Source organism: Fusicatenibacter sp., from assembly GCF_050872605.1.
In the GTDB taxonomy this organism is placed as follows: Bacteria; Bacillota; Clostridia; order Lachnospirales; family Lachnospiraceae; genus Fusicatenibacter.
This window is the reverse complement of the sequence record NZ_JBNMHD010000012.1, coordinates 44317-61908: the sequence shown is the minus strand read 5'-3', so window position 1 is coordinate 61908 and position 17592 is coordinate 44317. Positions and strand designations below refer to the sequence as shown.

Genomic DNA, 17592 nt, shown 5'->3' with positions numbered 1-17592 from the left:
TTTGCTGGAGGCAAAAGTTCCTGCAGTAAAGCGTAGAACCTCATGTGTTTATGCGGATTTGAGAGACTTAATTTCAGAAATGGAACTGCGAAAAGCAGCATAAACACAGGCAGATATACCGTGGACTACCTGTTATGTGGAGGCCTGCCGTATCCGGCATGGAGGAAGCGCGTATCCGCGCAAGATCTAAGAAACAGGCGTATCCGCCGATATTTTGTCTGCCGCCTAAAGCGGCCGGAAGCACGTGACTTTAGTCATGTGAGGTTCACGTAGTTCGATAACTTCAAGTTTGTTGGGATAGTGTAAAAAATATTTGTTTATTGTATTTTGCAATATGGAATTGCTATAATTGGACTGGGAGTAGACAGCCATTATGCGGCAACAATCGCCAATGACCGAAAAGGATACTGGTTTAATGCAGGTAACAAAGCGGTAAACTGGGCACTAAATAAAGAAAGACTGATAGGCTGGGGTTACTATGATTTAGCCACAGCCTATCAGTCCATGCACGTCAACTATTGAAACCGCCGTGTACCAAACGGTACGCACGGTGGTGTGAGAGGACGGCGGCTAGTCACCGCCTCCTACTCAATTCAAATGGCTCTGGTTTGGCTCTATTTGTGGGTGCAATAATGGCAAGAAAATAGATGAAATCTAATAAGGAGCATTATATGACGAAAGTGAATTTTTATGATAGTATTAATGATTCGATGCTGAAGTTTGCAGTTATTATTGCCAGACATAATGGTAAATGGGTATTTTGTAAGCACAAGGAAAGAAATACATGGGAGGCACCGGGGGGACATAGAGAAGATGGTGAGGATATTCTTGAAACAGCCAAACGAGAACTATATGAAGAAACAGGAGCAATAACTTTTGATATTACTCCAATTTGTATATATTCTGTGACTGCACCAGATAATTTCGATGGAATGGAGACTTTTGGAAAATTATTCTTCTCAGATATACATACATTTGAAAAAGAGCTTCACAGTGAAATTGAAAAAATAGCAATTATAGATGAACTACCGATTAATTGGACTTACCCAGAAATTCAACCCAAACTGCTAGAAGAAGCAAGAAAAAGAGGTTTTTGCCAAAAAAGGACGAAATAAAATGGCTATTTTTTGATGTTGGATCGACATTGGTTGATGAAAGCAAAGTTTATGAAGACAGGATGAAAAGGATAGCGGATTTATCAGGTTTAACTTACGAGCAAATTAATAAATATGCCATGTCGTTTTGTAAAGAAAACAAAAAAGGAGACTTAGAGGTAGCAAGGCAATTGGGCGTGAAACTACCTATAGCAATCCCCGAAAATAATGCAAAAAATTCAGCACCGCAGAGCGTGAATTACTGCGTCACAGATTTTCGTCGTACCCCGGTACGCCTTCAAATCTGTTCCTTGCAATTCGCGCTCTGCAGCACTGCCTTTTTTGTATTATTTTCGGGTCTTGCTATATTACTTCGATGAATATGGACGCGGATACGAAGGCGCGCATATGATCGACGGAAAACAGTATCAGTTCGAGGGCGGAAAAATTGTAGGATAAACAAAAAACAGAAAATTCCCGGGAGGCCAGAAAACTGATTTCCCGGGAATTCCTATGTGGTGCGCCTAACGTCGCACGTTTCTAACTGGTGCACTCTGAGATTGTCTGCCACATTGTTTTGTCAGTCTTCCGCCGGCAAGTCAGAGAGCAGGACACTTCCGTTGACAGTACTTGCCTGAATGGTGAATGCAGAAATACCGGAGCGGGTGAATGTTTTTGTGTAGGATTCCGTTCTTCCGTTGGAGACAAGGCGGATTTTTCCGGTTGTCGTGGATGCATGAATGGACGCATCGGCAAGGTCGTGCGGGAGATGGAGTTTCACGGAACCGTTGACGGATTTTGCCGTCAGGGACTCGGAACAGGTTCCCTCGAAGAGGACTTTGCCGTTGACACCGTTTAAGGATGCGCGGGAGCAGTCGCCGGTGATTTCAAGTTTGCCGTTTGTGGCGGAAACATCGAGGCTGTCTGCGCGCAGACGGGTCAGGACGATCTTTCCGTTTGTGGCCTGCACACGGCAGCTGGATGCGGAGAGGGAATCACCGGTGATTTTGCCGTTTGTGGCGGAAATTTCGAGTGCAGTAAGGGAGAGGGTATCAAGCCCGGTCGCGCCGTTCAGAGAGCGGAGTGTCAGCTTCTGTACGGTGGACGGCACCTGGAAGGAGAACACCTCTTTCTGGTGATTATTGCAGAAAAGATGTTTCCAGAATACGGAAGGGGTGAGCTTTTTTTCTCGCAGGTAGAACGTATTGCCCTCAATGCCTGCCTCGAAGCGGTCCGGATCGAAGTCGCCGGAAAAATCAAACTCAACCGAAGCAGAAGTGCCCGGAGCAAAGTCGGCGGAAGCGTTCCGCAGGGAAATTTCCATAGCGGTGATGGCGGTGGAAGGGTCGTACGGGTAGTTCTGATGTGTTTCTTTTGCGGCTTCTCCTGTGGAAGAGTGCGGTGTTTCTTCAGAAGTAGAGCTGTTTTTCTCCTGTGGCAGCACGTTTGCAACAGGCTGCTCCGTTGTGGCATATTCCTGGCGGAAAAATTCGAGGACATCGTCGACATTGCCGAGTTCTGCGCAGATTTCTTCATCGGAGAGACCCTGGCTGCGGGCGTCGGCGAAATGGGATTCGAAATCGTTTAAAATTTCCTCTGCGGCGGCAGAATCAAAGGATGCAAGGCCCTGTTTCAATGCATTCATATAAGTTTCATACGTTGTATTCATCATGATTTTCCTTTCTATCGTCAGATCGTTTCATCTGAAATCAGTCGGTTGACCTGCTGAGTGAAATCCAGCCATTCCTGTTTTTTCTCCTGCTGATAAGCTGTTCCTGCTTCCGTCAGATGGTAATATTTCCGGGCAGGGCCGGATGCGGATTCCTGCAGATACGTTTCCACGTAACCGGCTTCCTTGAGTCGTTTTAAAATCATATAGAGCGTTCCTGCGGCGATGGACATTTCGCGGGAAATGGCGTCTGTCAGCTCATAGCCGTATTTGTCCTCTTTTGTCAGCTGGGAGAGGACACAGAGCTCGAGAACGCCCTTTTTGAGTTGTGGATTCATATGAACACCTCCTTGTTGAGTAGATCATAACACAGACTATATCATAATGCAATATAGTAAACGAAATTTTTATCCTGCCATGTGTTCGATTTTGTACATGGAAATGCCTTGAAAAGAACCGCGGATTTCCGTATAATCAAGCAGAACCCTGAAATTTGACCGGAAAATACAGAAAAATAGAAAGATAGTAAGTTGGAAAGAAGAGGAAAAAATATGAGTGAAATGAATCAGAATAACAATGGCCCGGTAAAGGGAGCGATCCATTCGATCGAGAGCTTCGGATCCGTCGACGGACCTGGCGTACGCTACGTGATTTTCGTGAAGGGATGCAACATGCGCTGCCAGTTCTGCCACAACCCGGACACCTGGACGACGAAAGATGCCGACTGGCAGACCGCGGATGAGGTGCTGAAAAAGGCACTCCGCTACAAAAATTACTGGGGCGAAAAGGGCGGCATTACTGTAAGCGGCGGAGAACCGCTGCTGCAGATCGACTTCCTGATCGAGCTGTTCCGCAAGGCAAAAAAGAACGGCGTTCACACAACGCTGGATACCAGTGGAAATCCGTTCACAAGAGAGGAGCCGTATTTCAGCAAATTTAAGGAGCTGATGAAATATACCGACCTGCTGCTGCTCGATATCAAGCTGATTGACGACAAGGCGCACAGAGAGCTGACCGGCTGCACCAACGAGAACATCCTCGATCTGGCGCGCTACCTCGACGAGATCGGCAAACCGGTCTGGATCCGCCACGTCCTCGTCCCGGAACGCAGCGACTACGACGAATACCTGATTCGCCTCGATGACTTTTTACACAGCCTGCACAACGTACAGCGCGTAGAGGTTCTCCCATACCACACCCTCGGCGTATTCAAATGGGAAACCTTAGGGATTCCATACAAACTCGAAGGGATCAACCCGCCGACCAAAGAGCGCGTGGAAAACGCCAATAAACTGCTGCATACGGCGGAATATACGGGATATCTGAAATAAAAAGCAGAACAACAAGAAAAGTTTGTGAAAAAGTAACAATTTTTATAAAAACTTTATAGTGTTTCTGTTCAAAAACCAGAAGAAAAGGAGTATAATTGCTGTTATGGACGAGAGCAAAAACACTACGAACCTTTTTGATTCGCCGCGGCAGTTGCTGCATCCACCAAAAATAAGAGCAAAAAGAAAGAAGGATTTACAATGTTTGGTTCAAAAGAGGCATCGGAAGACAAGCTGAAAAAAATGGTGGAAAAAGGAAAATGGGACAAATTAAGAAAACAGTATCTGGATTCGGACAAGACAACGCAGGTAGCGCTTGCAAAAGCCTGTGCAGCTTCGAGAAATGATGGTTCTGTTAATATTCTGACTTCTCTTCTGGAAGTAGACGATGTGGACGTAAAAATTACGGCCGTTACGAGCCTTGGTGAGGTTGGAGACGATCACGTAACAGCACTGATCCGTCAGCTGGCCGTCAAGACACCGGCAGATCAGACGGAGCTGAAAGCAGCGATCACAAAAGCGCTGGAGAAGATTGTCGAAAGAGCATAAGAGCAGGATCAGTGAAAAAAGGAAAGGCGAAGAAGTTTCTGTAAAAAGAAGCTCCTTCGTTTTTTTATTGCAAGGCATATCAGAATCTACTCCAGCGGATTGTTTTTGCCCGAACAGAAATCTTACAAAATCGTAATAATAATGCAGTTGTATCTATCCCGCAAAAAATGCTATAGTGAAAATAACAAAGACACAAAAGCAGAACGCGGAGCGAAAAGCAGCCGCAGAAAAAAGGGAGGAAACAAGATGGAATTTGTATTCGAACATGCAACCATGATTGCCGTGATCGCCGTTGTGGTGATCATTCTTGCCATTCTGGCGAGCGGTTATGTGAAGGCGCCGCCGGATACCGCATTTATTATTTCCGGTTTCAAAAAAGGCCAGCGGATCCTGATCGGTAAAGCCGGTATCAAGATCCCATTCTTTGAGCGGCTGGACAAGCTGAGTCTGAAGCTGGTAGCGATCGATGTGAAGACGAGCGACGCTGTGCCGACTGCCGATTACATCAATATTCAGGTGGATGCAGCCGTCAACATCAAAGTCGGGGACGAACCGCAGAAGCTCCAGAAAGCATCCCAGAACTTCCTGAACCGCGACAGTGAATATATTGCCAAGGTCGCAAGAGAAGTCCTCGAAGGAAACATGCGTGAGATCGTCGGAAAGATGCGTCTGGAAGAGATGGTTTCCGACCGTCAGAAGTTTGCGGAGCTGGTCAAAGAAAATGCAGAACCGGACCTGGCTGCGATGGGACTTGACATCATCAGCTTCAACGTACAGAACTTCGTCGATTCCAATCAGGTTATTGAAAACCTTGGTATCGACAATATCGTAAAAATCAAGAAATCTGCGGCGATTGCCCGTGCCAATTCCGAGAAAGAAATCAAGATTGCCCAGGCGCGTGCCAACAAAGAGGCGAACGATGAGCGCGTTCTTGCCGAGACCGAGATCGCAAAGAAAAACAACGATCTGGCAATCAAGTCGGCAGAGCTGAAAAAAGAGTCCGATATCAAAAAGGCAGAGGCAGATGCAGCGTACAAGATTCAGGAAGAGCAGCAGAGAAAAGAGCTGGAAATCACTTCCGCGAATGCGAACATCGCCCGTCAGGAGCGTGAGGTTGAGCTCCGTGCCAGAGAAGTAGAAGTAACCGAGAAATCCCTCGAGGCAGAAGTCAAGAAGAAAGCCGAGGCCGAGCGTTACGCAAAACAGCAGCAGGCAGAGGCGGATTTGTACCGCCGTCAGAAAGACGCAGAGGCAGACCAGTTCGAAAAAATCCGCGAGGCGGAGGCAAAGAAAGCCCAGGCAGAAGCCCAGCGCTATGCGATGGAGCAGGAAGCACTCGGTATCAAGGCAAAAGGTGAGGCGGAAGCCGCATCCATCCGCGCCCAGGCACTTGCAGAGGCCGAAGGTATGGAGAAGAAAGCCGAGGCTTACCAGCGCTACAACAAAGCCGCAATGGCAGAGATGATGATCAAGGTTCTGCCGGAGATCGCCGGAAAGATCGCAGAGCCGCTCAGCCAGATCGACAAGATTACGATCATCGGCGGCGGAAGCGAGGACAACGGCATCGGCTCCGTAGCGGGCAATGTGCCGGTGGTCATGGCAAAACTGTTTGAGTCGATGAAAGAGGCGACCGGTGTCGATCTCTCCGAAATCATGAGAGCCGATACGTACGATGCAAAAGTAAACCGCAACATTCAGATCTCCAGCCCGGAAGAGCTCAAAGAGTATCTGAAAGCAGAAGCCGGAAAGGCAGCAGCGGATGCAGAAAGCCCGGAAAAAGCGGAAGCATCCGAACCGGTGCAGAAAGACGGCAGCGAGCAGTAAATCCAGAACGGATCATAAAAACAGAAAAAGAGGCGGGAATCCAGAGAAATTTCTTGAGGATCCTGCCTCTTTTGACGTATAGATCGGAAAAAGTTATTCGGCGCCTTTTTCCAGCATGCTCATGAACTCTTTTGCCGCCTGTGGGATCGGCAGATGGGAGCTGTGGGCAACGACAAGCTGGCGCGGCGGAAGCTCCTCCACGAGGTCGAGCTGGAAGGCCGCCGTCTCTTTTCCAAGACAGTAGTCCGGCACAAACGCGATGCCAAGGCCGATACTCGCCAGGTCGATCAGAAGATCGTTGCTGCCAAGCTCAATTTCCGGCACGAGGTCGAGCTGGAACCGCTGAAACTGGCTGTGCAGGAATTCACTCGTCGTACTCTTGCGGTCGAGCATCAGAATCGGGTACTGCAGCAGCTCTTTTAAGTGAACCGGCCTGTTTTCCAGTTCCGGGTAATATTCGCCGTTCGCGATGAAGATATCGTGGAACGAATGAATCGGAATCGTGTGAAGACGGCTGGAAAGATGCGAGTTTGGATAATTGGTCACGATGAAATCCACCTGGCCGGATTCCAGCAGATCGACACACTGGGTCGAAGTCTGGTTTGTCACCTTGATGTGGACATTCGGAAAGGAGCGGTGGAAACGGTTCAGGTACGGAACGAGGAAATAGCGGCAGATTGTGTCGCTTGCGCCGATGCGGAGCTGGCCGCCGCCAAGCGTTCCTGCTTCCATAATCTGTGCTTCACCGCGCGCAATCAGGTTGATCGCAGGCTCTACGTGGCGCAGCAGCGTCTCACCCTCGGGAGTCAGATGTACACGCTTCGTACTGCGGATAAAGAGGGTAATTCCAAGCTTTTTCTCCAGCACCTTGATCGACTGGCTGACCGCCGACTGCGAGATAAAAAGCAGCTTGGAGGCCTCGGAAAAACTGAGTGTGGTGGCAACGTAATAGAAAACCTTATATAACTCGTAATTAATATCCAAAATAAGCACCTCTTATAAAATATGATACCTTCACTCTAGCACACTTCCCCGAAAGAATGCAAGAAAAAATCTGCCGGAACCGTGAACTTTTTCTCCTCTTTTTCGAGTAAGAGAAAATTCACGGTTCCGGCAGATAAGAAAGGGGAATCAGCCAAGCACTTTGGCGATGGTGGACAAAAGACTGTCGACCTCGATCGGCTTTGCGATATGGGCATTCATGCCGGCGGCAAAAGCCTTCTGCTTATCCTCCTCAAACGCATTTGCCGTCATGGCGATGATCGGCCGGCTGTCTCCGATGATCTGGCGGATGCGGCGGACCGTCTCAATGCCGTTCAGATCCGGCATCATCCAGTCGATGATGTACGCGCCGAATTCGCGGTTCTGCTCGACAGCAACTTTGGTGCGGAGAACTGCCTCTTTTCCGGAGAGCGTCCACTCGGCAACCATGCCGATTTCCTGTACCATATGGCTGACGCTGATCGCCGTGTTCGAATCGTCATCCGCTACGAGGACGCGGACGCCCTGGAGCTGCGGAATGATCTCGTAGCGCGCAGAGGAAGCGAGCACCTGGAACGGAATCGAAACGGTGTACTCTGTGCCTTTTCCCTCTTCACTTTCCACGGAAATCGTGCCGCCCATCATATCGACGATGTTTTTCGTGATCGCCATGCCAAGTCCCGTACCCTGAATGCCGCTGACCGTAGAAGTCTCCTCGCGTGTAAACGATTCAAAGAGGTGCTCCTGGAATTCCCGGCTCATGCCGATGCCGTTGTCGCGGACATGGAATTCGTAGAGTGCATACCCTTTTTTATAGTACGGCTTCTGAATAATGCGGACAATAATGGTGCCGCCGTTCTGCGTGAATTTCGTGGCATTGCTCAGCAGATTCAGCAGAATCTGGTTCAGGCGGAGCTTGTCGCAGAGGATATCTTCGTTTTTGACATCCACGGCATCGATGAAAAATTCGATGTTTTTGGAGACGATGCTGGCATTGACAATCGTGCGAAGATCGTGCATCACATCCGGCAGATGGACTTCTTTTTCCTCAATCTTGACACGGCCGCTCTCGATCCAGCTCATATCGAGCACATCGTTGATGAGGCTTAAAAGGTGCTGGCCGGAGGTGGAAATCTTATTCAGGTATTCCTGTACCTGGTCCGGCTGATTGACATGGGCGCGGCCAGAGCGGTAAAGCCGATGATCGCATTCATCGGAGTGCGGATGTCGTGGGACATGTTGTTGAGGAAGGCTGTTTTGGCACGGTTGGCATGTTCCGCCGTGTTCAGTGCGTCCACCAGATGCATCCGAAAAACAGATTTTGTTCCGGAATGGAAATAGGAAACAAAAGTTACTTTACATATAAAAGAGCGGAACAGGGAGAAACTTTGAAAAAAGTTAAAGAAAATTACAAATTATTGTGGAATATGTGGAAAAAATATGGTAGGATGGGAGAGAAAAGAAAAGTGGTTTTCAAAATGTTACTTAACGTTCAACAAAAGCTCTAAGGTTACAAAGAAAACAAAAGAACAAGAGGAGAAGGAAAATGGAATTTTTACCAAAGCCGAAAGAGGTAAAACTCCTGACGGGGGAACATGCACTTTGCTATGACGGCAGAATCGTACTGGAAGGCAGAATGCTGGGAAATGGGGATACGTATGCGAAAGTGCTGCAGCAGGGAATTCAAAAGGAAACCGGAATGCAGTATGAGATGGGATACGGTGTTCCGGGAAGAAAAGAGACCGGTGCCATTGTACTGGGACTGGATGAGACGCTGAAAAGCCAGCAGTACGTACTGCAGGTGACAGAAGAGAACATTACGATTCAGGGCGGTGACGGAGCCGGCGTGCTCTACGGCGTGCAGACGCTGTGCCAGATGATACACGAATACGGTGCACTGCTTCCGGCTGTGCGGATCGAGGATGAGCCGGATCTGCCGGTGCGCGGCTATTATCTCGATGAGACGAGAGGCCGTGTGCTGACACTTTCCTATTTAAAACAGGTGGCAGACCGCATGGCGTACTACAAGCTGAACCAGCTGCAGCTCTATGTGGAGCACACGTATCTGTTTTCGGGACTTTCCGAGATGTGGCGCGATGAGACGCCGCTTACGGCAGAGGAGATCCGTGAGCTGGATGCATACTGTGCAAAGCTTCATATCGAACTGGTGCCGTCAATCGCAACGTTCGGCCATCTGTACATGCTGCTCTCCACAAAGAGCTATGGCGATCTCTGTGAATTCCCGGACAGCTGGAAAGAGCCGTTTTCCTTCTGGAACCGGATGCAGCATCACACAGTGGATGTCTCCGGCGGCAGAGCGATCGAACTGATCAAGGCAATGATCGAGGAGTACATGGCACTCTTTACCACAGATAAATTCAATATCTGCGCGGACGAAACGTTTGATCTCGGAAAAGGAAAATCGAAACCGCTGGCAGACGAGAAAGGCGTTCATCGCCTGTACATCGACTATGTAAAAGAACTCTGCGAGTTTCTCGTGGCAAAAGGCAAAAAGCCGATGTTCTGGGGCGATATCATCTGCGCACAGCCGGAGCTGATCAAAGAACTGCCAGAGGAAACCGTCTGCCTGACCTGGGGATATGCAGCCGAGCAGAGAGAGCATGAGGCAAAAGTGATGGCGGAAGCCGGTGCAAGACAGTACCTCTGTCCTGGTGTCGGCGGCTGGAACCAGTGGATGAACCTGATAGAGAACAGCTACAAAAATATCACACGGATGTGCGGCTATGCGAGAAAATACCATGCGGAAGGTGTTCTGAACACAGACTGGGGTGACTGCGGCCACATCAACCAGCCGGACTTCTCCCTTCCGGGGATGATCTACGGAGCTGTCTTCTCCTGGGGAGACGATACCGACAGCTTTGAGGAGCTGAATGAACAGATTTCCCGTCTGGCCTACGGCGACCGGAGCGGAAAATTCGTTTCCTATATGGCAAAAACGGCAGAATGCTCCATCTTTGACTGGTGGGATGCCAACGTCGTTTACGAGGAAAAAGTGCTCGGTCATCCGAACAACCGGAATGCGCTGTTTGACGCGAGAATCCAGGATGAGGCGAAGCGTGCAGCTGCCAAGGAAACAATTGCGGTTCTGAAAAAAGAACTGAAAAAGACAGCCGGTGCTCTGGAAGAATCCTGCCGTCCAATGGTTCCGGTGCTGGAACTCACGATGGATGCGATTGACATCTGGAATGAGACGGGCGCGAGAATGTGCGACATTGAGCTTGGAAAAGAAAAGGATGAGACAGCCTGCGCGGCACTTGCGGGACGGCTGGAAACCTGGTTTATGAAGTATAAAGCATCCTGGAGAAGCATCAGCAAAGAAGGCGATCTGCACCACATTGCAGAGATTGTATTCTGGTATGCCGACATTCTGCGGGGAAGAAAACCGTACGAAAAATAGAAAAAATCTATTTGTGAACAAAAATGAACATAAATAGAAAATAAATGAACGATAAAAAGTAACAAAGAAAACGAAAATTTACATAAAAGTGAACAAAAACACTTGACTTTTGGACGGAAATGGACGAAGATAGAAGTATCTGATCGAAAGATCAAAATGTCCGTATGCCGTGACAAGAGAGAAAGAAAAAAGAAAAACTATTTTCACAGGAGGAAACATCAAATGAGTAAAATCATCGGAAACAATCTGCCGGATATGCCCTGGCAGGAGAAACCAGCAGGAGAGCACATGCCGGTATGGCGCTATGATCAGAACCCGATCATCGGCCGTTACGAGCAGAAACGTTCCAACAGTATCTTCAACAGCGCAGTCGTACCGTTCGAGGACGGATACGTAGGTGTGTTCCGCTGCGACAGCCGTTCCATCAGCATGGACATCTTCGTTGGAAGAAGTAAAGACGGTATCCACTGGGAGATCGAAGATGAACCGATCAAATTCGAGGGCGCTGACGAGGAGATCCTGACCAGAGAGTATCGTTATGATCCGCGCGTCTGCAAAATTGACGACAAATACTATGTAACCTGGTGCAACGGTTATCACGGCCCGACCATCGGTGTTGCTTACACCTATGACTTCAAGAAATTCGTTCAGCTTGAGAACGCATTCCTTCCATTCAACCGTAACGGCGTGCTGTTCCCGAGAAAGATCAACGGCTACTACATGATGATGAGCCGTCCAAGCGACAACGGCCACACACCATTTGGAGATATCTTCGTCAGCCAGAGTAAGGATATGGAATTCTGGGGAAGACACCGCCACATGATGAGTCCGGTACGTGGCGACGAGTCCGCATGGCAGTGCACCAAGATCGGTGCCGGCCCGGTTCCGATCGAGACAGATGAGGGATGGCTGCTGATCTACCACGGCGTTATCACAACCTGCAACGGATACGTATACCGTATGGGATGCGCGCTGCTGGATATCGACGAGCCGTGGAAAGTAAAATACAGAACCAAAGACTACATCATGGCTCCACTCACACAGTACGAGTGCATGGGTGATGTTCCGAACGTTGTATTCCCTTGTGCGACCTTAAGCGATGCTGCAACCGGAAGAATCACTATCTACTACGGATGCGCAGATACCGTAACCGGTATGGCATTCACAACCGTAGATGAGCTGCTGAACTATGTGAAAGAGAATAGCCTTTGATTTATAAGATAACTTAAAAAGCGACAAGTCCGCCGGGCTTACGGGTGAAAGAAGCCTGCAGGTCCGGCGGACTTTCTTTTTAAAAATGACCCCATGGAAAGCAGAAGGAGGCACTATGAAATTTGTAAAAGAGCGTGTGAACGTGATCTGCCAGGAACTGGCGAGACTTTCGATTTCACAGAAAATCAAAATCACCGATATGCAGGTGAAAAACGGATGCTATATCACACCGGCGGAGGCCGATGCATCAGAAGAGCCGTGGACATCGTTTGATACGGTCAATGACCGCTGGTACGGACCGGACAAACATTACTGGTTCCGCACCACCATCACCGTTCCGGAGAGCTTCGATGGAAAAAATCTCTGGATGAGAGTCCATGCAGGACTGGACGACTGGGATGATGGAAGAAACCCGCAGTTCCTGCTGTTTGCAAACGGCGAAGTGATCCAGGGTATGGATATCAACCACCGAGAAGTACTTGTAAGAGAAAACGCAAAGGCCGGTGAAAAAATCCAGCTCGACCTGCAGTCCTACACCGGAACGCTGCACAGCGAGTTCCGTCTGCTGGCAGACCTTGAGGAGCATGATGCGAAAATCGAGGAGATCTATTACGACCTCATCGTTCCGATGCAGGGCCTGAACCGCATGGACGAGGACAATAAAACGCGTCTGGATCTCGAAACTGAGCTGACGAACACCATCAACCTGCTGGATCTGCGCAAGCCGTACAGCAAAGAGTTCTACGCTTCGATCGAAGAGGCTGAAAAATACATCCAGGAAGCCATCTATGAAAAAATGGGCGGCTGGGATGAAGTCGTGGCAACGTGTATCGGCCACACCCACATTGATGTGGCATGGCTGTGGACGATCGACCAGGTTCGTCAGAAATCCTGCCGAAGCTTTGCAACGGTATTAAAACTGATGGAGGAGTATCCGAACTATCACTTCATGTCGAGCCAGCCGAAGCTCTACAGCTTTGTAAAGGAAAGACACCCGGAAGTATACGAGAAAATCCGCCAGAGAGTCAAAGAAGGACGCTGGGAGCCGGAAGGCGGCATGTGGGTTGAGGCAGACTGCAACCTGACTTCAGGAGAGTCCCTCGTGCGCCAGTTCCTGTTCGGAAAACGCTTCTTCAAAGAAGAGTTCGGCGTGGACAACAAGATCCTGTGGCTGCCGGATGTCTTCGGATACAGCGCAGCGATGCCGCAGATTCTGAAAAAATGCGGAATTGACTATTTCATGACGACCAAACTGGCATGGAACGAGTTCAACAAAATTCCGTATGATACCATGAACTGGGAAGGTATCGACGGAAGTGAAGTATTCACTCATATGATCACAACGCTCGGCGTCGGACAGCCGGAGACGAGCTTCTTTACCACATACAACGGAATGCTGCACCCGGATGCCATCATGGGCGGATGGGACCGCTACCAGAACAAGGACATCAACAACGATATCCTGATCAGCTACGGCTACGGAGACGGCGGCGGCGGCCCGACCAGAAGAATGCTGGAGACATCCAAACGTATGGAAAAAGGCATCAAGGGTGTGCCGAAAGTACGCCAGGCATTTGCGAGAACGTATTTCGACGAGCTGCATGAGAAGGTAAAAGACAGCAAACGCCTCCCAACCTGGATCGGCGAGTTGTACTTTGAGTTCCACCGCGGAACATACACCTCCATGGCACGCAACAAACGCGGCAACCGTAAGAGCGAGTATGCGATGATGGAATTAGAGCTTCTGTCCGTTTTGGCTGAAAGCACTGGAAAAGCATATCCGACCGAAGAACTGAACCGTATGTGGGAGATGATCCTGACCAACCAGTTCCACGATATTCTGCCGGGATCTTCGATTCACGAGGTATATGAGCAGACGAAGAAAGAATATGCAGAGATTGCGGAGACATCAGCAAAACTGATCGGCGAGCGCATGGAAGCACTCTGCGGAACAAAAGACGAGAGCGTGACCGTATGGAACACTCTCGGCCACAGAAGAAACGACGTTGTTGTACTCGGTGAGACCGCGGCAGAAGTCATGACCGACGGAACCACCGTATATCCGGTACAGCAGACGAAAGACGGAGCCATTGTCTATGCAGAAAACCTGCCGTCCAAAGGATATCAGGTTCTGCGCCCGACGAGCGGAGCCGCTGCGGAAACGCCATTTGCTGTAACAGAAGCTGGAGAGGGCTATACCCTTGAGACTCCGTTCTACACGATCCAGATCGATGCAAACGGTGAATTCACTTCCCTGTTTGATAGAGAGAACGACCGCGAAGTGCTTCAGAGCGGAACAACCGGCAACGAGCTGCGTATCTATGAGGACAAACCTCTGCAGTACAGCGCATGGAACCTGGATATCTTCCACACCGAGAAATCCTGGAAGGTGGAGGGTGTACGCCGCATGGAGTGGACAGAAAACGGTCCGGTCCGCGCAACACTGGAAATTGAGCGCGAAGTGATGGACACCGTCATCCGCCAGCAGATCCATTTCTATGCAAAAGACCGCAGAATCGACTTCGAAACCTACGTTGACTGGAAGTTCGCCGAGCATGTACTGAAAGTTCACTTCCCGGTAGACGTTCACAGCGACGAGGCAACTTTCGATATCCAGTTCGGTAATGTGACGAGAAAACTGCACACCAACACAAGCTGGGATCAGGCAAGATTCGAAGTATGCGGCCACAAATGGGCTGATATCTCAGAGGGAAGCTACGGCGTCAGCCTGATGAACGACTGCAAGTACGGCTATTCCATGAAGAACCGTGTGATGACGCAGACTCTGATCAAATCCGGAACTGAGCCGAACCTGACCGCAGACCAGGAAGAGCATTTCTTTACTTACTCTCTGTATCCGCACGCAGGAACATGGCGTGAGGCAGGCACCGAGCAGGAAGCTCTGAACCTGAACGTACCGGCAAAAGCAGTTGCAGGTGCAGCAGAGAAAGACCGCATGGAATTCCTGTCTGTAGACAAACGCGACGTAGTGCTTGAGACTGTGAAGAAGGCAGAGGACGGCGACGGCGTAATCGTTCGTCTGTACGAGGTGGAGAATGCAAGAACGAAAGTGACCCTGCACTGCGCAGAGGCAATTGCATCCGCTGAGGAGACCGACCTTCTCGAGAACCCGATCGAGGGCGCGCTTGGTGTGAAGGAGAACGAGATTGAACTTACGATCAAGCCGTATGAGATCCGTACGATCCGCATCCGCACCGCGAAGTAAGAAAACAGAAATAAAATATAGAAATCACAATTGGTCCACTGGACCAATTGTTGATATGCCGAGCAACAGAAAAAGACACCGTGTCCCGGAAGGGAAGACGGTGTCTTTTTTGAAAACAGATGAAAAATAAAATCAGTCACCGGTGGAATCGCGGTACAGCACGTTGGTGCCGAGATACGTAACTTCATGCGGCGTGTTCGGATATTTGATCCGGTACAGAATCTGGAGTGCCAGACGTGCGCCGAGTTCTTCGTTGAAGACCTGAACGGTCGTCAGATGTTCTGCCAGAAGATCCTCTGTATTGTTGTCGAAGCCGGATACTGCAACGTCCTCCGGTACGCGTAAGCCCCGTTTTTCGAGAAGCTGCATCAGAATGCAGGCAACGTAGTCGCTGGCGCAGACGAAAGCGTCCGGCATGCGGGACAGGGAAGAAAGGAAGGTATCGATTTCTTCACGGTACGTATCAATGCCGAGCGGTGTCGTCAGGCAGAGAGAAGAATCCACCTTTTTACCGGCATCCGTCAGAGCCTGGCAGAAACCTTCATATCGTTCGCGGTTGGACTGCGCGTAGCCGATATCACCGATGAAGCCCGGAAGGGTGCGTCCCTGCTCGAGCAGATGGCTGGTGATGCGGCGGACACTGGTGCGGCTCTCCATGAGAAGCAGGTCGCCGTTCAGCTCATCCGGGGCAACAAGAGAGGAAGTGTCCAGGAACACTTTCGGAATCTGTGTCTCTGCGAGCAGGCGCAGAAGACGCTCGTTGTACACATTCAGAACGATGATGCCGTGAACATTTCCGTTTGTAAGAGTCGGCGGGAGAAAATACGTTTTATCCGCCGAAGTCGGAAGATACGTGTAAACGAGATTGACATTGTGTGTCGAAAATACTTTTGCAATCTGGTGGATGATGGTCATCCAGAAAAGTGAGGTTTCCGGTCTGCAGACGGCAACTGCAATGTTGACCGGCGTGGTCTCCTCTGCGCTCTGCGGATACTGAAAATCCTCCGGGATGGCATAGCCGAGTTCCTGGGCTTTGGCGATGACCCTGGTGCGCAGGGAATCGGAGACGCCTTCGTGTCCGCTGAACACCTTCCAGACCGTAGTCCGGGAGATGCCCAGGGAGTTCGCGATTTCCTGTAACGTTACTTTTTTCATAGTTTAAACCGATCCTGTTACAAATTTTGCATGCTAACACATATTATACACTTAACGTGTAACTTTTTCAACCTTTCCATTGGAATACAGAAGGAGTAAATGTGCTCCGTCGGCACTCGGGCAGGTGATCAGGTAAGAGTGGCTTGTGGTCTCAATGGTGTAGTCAAGAGCTTTGACGGTTTTGTTGAAGTCATTTGGAGCGTAAGCGGCAAGGGTCTCCTGTAAAACGGTAAGACTGTCGCTGTAGGAACCGGTTGTCTCAAACAGAATGTTTTCTGCGTAATACAGCTTGCGGAGTTCCCATTTGCGGTATTCGTCCTCCGGAATCGTGAGGTCACACGGTGCGTCGCCGCGGTCGTCAGAGAAGAAAACGAAAGACCAGAGTTCCGGGTAATGAATGTTGATGACACCGGTCGGAGCCCATACCCAGTTGTCCTCCGGGAGAACGTTTCCGGCTTCATTGGTACGTTTTACATAAGTGTTGTCCTTGATGTCCACTTTCCACTGAACACGGGAGAAGTTCATACGGTAGAATTCTCCGTTTTTCGGTGCGCGGCGTTCTTTCTGATACTCATAGAGAGCAGCGAACGGAATGACAACCTCAACGCTCCAGCCCTTGTTTTCTGCGGATGGATCGTTGATGGAACCATCTACATGGACAGCGGTGCGCAGACCGTGCATGTCGTAGCCATTGAGGCCGCTTCCGCCGTCACGGTATGGCTCGGAAAGAAACAGATCCCATACCGTGTTCAGAACGTTCATTTCGAACTCATAGTAATGGTACGTATCAGAATCCGGGTCAACGAAGATTTCAAAATCGTTGTCGAGGAAAATGACGGAGTCGCGCTCGGTCTGGTGTCCCCAGATTTCATCGCCGTCAAGCACGGCTGCTACGTAAAGGTTCTCGTCATCCCAGAGCATTTTTGCACGGGTGACAAAGCGCGGAAGCGGCATGTGGCTTCCTTCGATATCGAGAAATTCGTCGGTATACGGGGCATCTTCCCAGAATGGTTTGTTGATGTTTCCGTCTAACTCGAACGGCTTTTTTGCGCGGTGGCAGGTGTAAACCGGCGGTGCGAACGGGACTGCCGGAACCGGAATTGTGATGTTTGTACTCATAGTAAAAATCTCCCTTT

General features: G+C 49.7%; 16 protein-coding genes. 9 read left to right on the top strand and 7 right to left on the bottom strand.

Annotated features, from left to right (window positions below; genetic code table 11):
• Nucleotides 1–671 precede the first annotated feature (671 nt).
• Together ACY2VT_RS05780 and ACY2VT_RS05775 are read left to right on the top strand one after the other, a co-directional pair.
• On the top strand, nt 672–1115 hold the full coding sequence (locus ACY2VT_RS05780; RefSeq protein ID WP_461879219.1) for an NUDIX hydrolase: 444 nt from the start codon (nt 672–674) through the stop codon (nt 1113–1115).
• Nucleotides 1094–1474 carry a hypothetical protein gene (locus ACY2VT_RS05775; protein WP_461879218.1) on the top strand — a complete coding sequence of 127 codons (381 nt, stop codon included), beginning with the start codon at nt 1094–1096 and terminating at the stop codon, nt 1472–1474. Before ACY2VT_RS05780 ends, ACY2VT_RS05775 begins: the two co-directional genes overlap by 22 nt.
• A gap of 200 nt (nt 1475–1674) precedes the next feature.
• Here the strand turns inward: ACY2VT_RS05775 and ACY2VT_RS05770 are convergent, their stop codons facing one another.
• Together ACY2VT_RS05770 and ACY2VT_RS05765 are read right to left on the bottom strand one after the other, a co-directional pair.
• The gene (locus tag ACY2VT_RS05770; RefSeq protein WP_461879217.1) at nt 1675–2766 is read right to left on the bottom strand and encodes a DUF4097 family beta strand repeat-containing protein; all 1092 of its coding nucleotides are present in this window, start codon (nt 2764–2766) and stop codon (nt 1675–1677) included.
• A 17-nt stretch (nt 2767–2783) separates the two neighbouring features.
• Nucleotides 2784–3101, bottom strand: coding sequence for a PadR family transcriptional regulator (locus ACY2VT_RS05765; protein ID WP_461874977.1), 318 nt, complete (start codon nt 3099–3101; stop codon nt 2784–2786).
• Nucleotides 3102–3314: 213 nt separating this feature from the next.
• Here ACY2VT_RS05765 and pflA point away from each other — a divergent pair, with 213 nt between their 5' ends.
• From pflA to ACY2VT_RS05750, 3 genes are all read left to right on the top strand, one after another.
• The gene (gene pflA, locus ACY2VT_RS05760) at nt 3315–4094 is read left to right on the top strand and encodes a pyruvate formate-lyase-activating protein (RefSeq protein WP_461879216.1); all 780 of its coding nucleotides are present in this window, start codon (nt 3315–3317) and stop codon (nt 4092–4094) included.
• 198 nt (nt 4095–4292) lie between these two features.
• Nucleotides 4293–4640 (top strand): HEAT repeat domain-containing protein, encoded by a 348-nt coding sequence (locus ACY2VT_RS05755; RefSeq protein ID WP_461879215.1) that lies wholly within the window; start codon nt 4293–4295, stop codon nt 4638–4640.
• 246 nt (nt 4641–4886) lie between these two features.
• On the top strand, nt 4887–6464 hold the full coding sequence (locus tag ACY2VT_RS05750) for a flotillin family protein (protein WP_461879214.1): 1578 nt from the start codon (nt 4887–4889) through the stop codon (nt 6462–6464).
• Nucleotides 6465–6557: 93 nt separating this feature from the next.
• Here ACY2VT_RS05750 and ACY2VT_RS05745 read toward each other — a convergent pair whose 3' ends face one another.
• From ACY2VT_RS05745 to ACY2VT_RS05735, 3 genes are all read right to left on the bottom strand, one after another.
• The gene (locus ACY2VT_RS05745) at nt 6558–7448 is read right to left on the bottom strand and encodes a LysR family transcriptional regulator (protein WP_461874980.1); all 891 of its coding nucleotides are present in this window, start codon (nt 7446–7448) and stop codon (nt 6558–6560) included.
• Nucleotides 7449–7595: 147 nt separating this feature from the next.
• On the bottom strand, nt 7596–8528 hold the full coding sequence (locus ACY2VT_RS05740; RefSeq protein ID WP_461879213.1) for an ATP-binding response regulator: 933 nt from the start codon (nt 8526–8528) through the stop codon (nt 7596–7598).
• Between the two features lie 56 nt (nt 8529–8584).
• Nucleotides 8585–8752: a histidine kinase dimerization/phospho-acceptor domain-containing protein gene (locus ACY2VT_RS05735; RefSeq protein ID WP_461879212.1), complete on the bottom strand. Its 168-nt coding sequence runs from the start codon at nt 8750–8752 to the stop codon at nt 8585–8587.
• 24 nt (nt 8753–8776) lie between these two features.
• Between ACY2VT_RS05735 and ACY2VT_RS05730 the strand changes: the two genes are divergently transcribed.
• The 4 genes from ACY2VT_RS05730 (at nt 8777) to ACY2VT_RS05715 (ending at nt 15301) form a co-directional block, all read left to right on the top strand.
• Entirely contained in the window at nt 8777–8953 is a 177-nt protein-coding gene (locus tag ACY2VT_RS05730; protein WP_461879211.1) for a hypothetical protein, read from the top strand.
• 38 nt (nt 8954–8991) lie between these two features.
• Nucleotides 8992–10863, top strand: coding sequence for a beta-N-acetylhexosaminidase (locus ACY2VT_RS05725; RefSeq protein WP_461879210.1), 1872 nt, complete (start codon nt 8992–8994; stop codon nt 10861–10863).
• 222 nt (nt 10864–11085) lie between these two features.
• On the top strand, nt 11086–12075 hold the full coding sequence (locus ACY2VT_RS05720) for a glycoside hydrolase family 130 protein (RefSeq protein WP_195530672.1): 990 nt from the start codon (nt 11086–11088) through the stop codon (nt 12073–12075).
• 115 nt (nt 12076–12190) lie between these two features.
• Nucleotides 12191–15301: an alpha-mannosidase gene (locus tag ACY2VT_RS05715; protein WP_461879209.1), complete on the top strand. Its 3111-nt coding sequence runs from the start codon at nt 12191–12193 to the stop codon at nt 15299–15301.
• A 132-nt stretch (nt 15302–15433) separates the two neighbouring features.
• Here the strand turns inward: ACY2VT_RS05715 and ACY2VT_RS05710 are convergent, their stop codons facing one another.
• Nucleotides 15434–16456: a LacI family DNA-binding transcriptional regulator gene (locus ACY2VT_RS05710; protein ID WP_461879208.1), complete on the bottom strand. Its 1023-nt coding sequence runs from the start codon at nt 16454–16456 to the stop codon at nt 15434–15436.
• A 51-nt stretch (nt 16457–16507) separates the two neighbouring features.
• Nucleotides 16508–17575: a carbohydrate-binding family 9-like protein gene (locus ACY2VT_RS05705; RefSeq protein ID WP_461879207.1), complete on the bottom strand. Its 1068-nt coding sequence runs from the start codon at nt 17573–17575 to the stop codon at nt 16508–16510.
• Nucleotides 17576–17592: the final 17 nt, after the last annotated feature.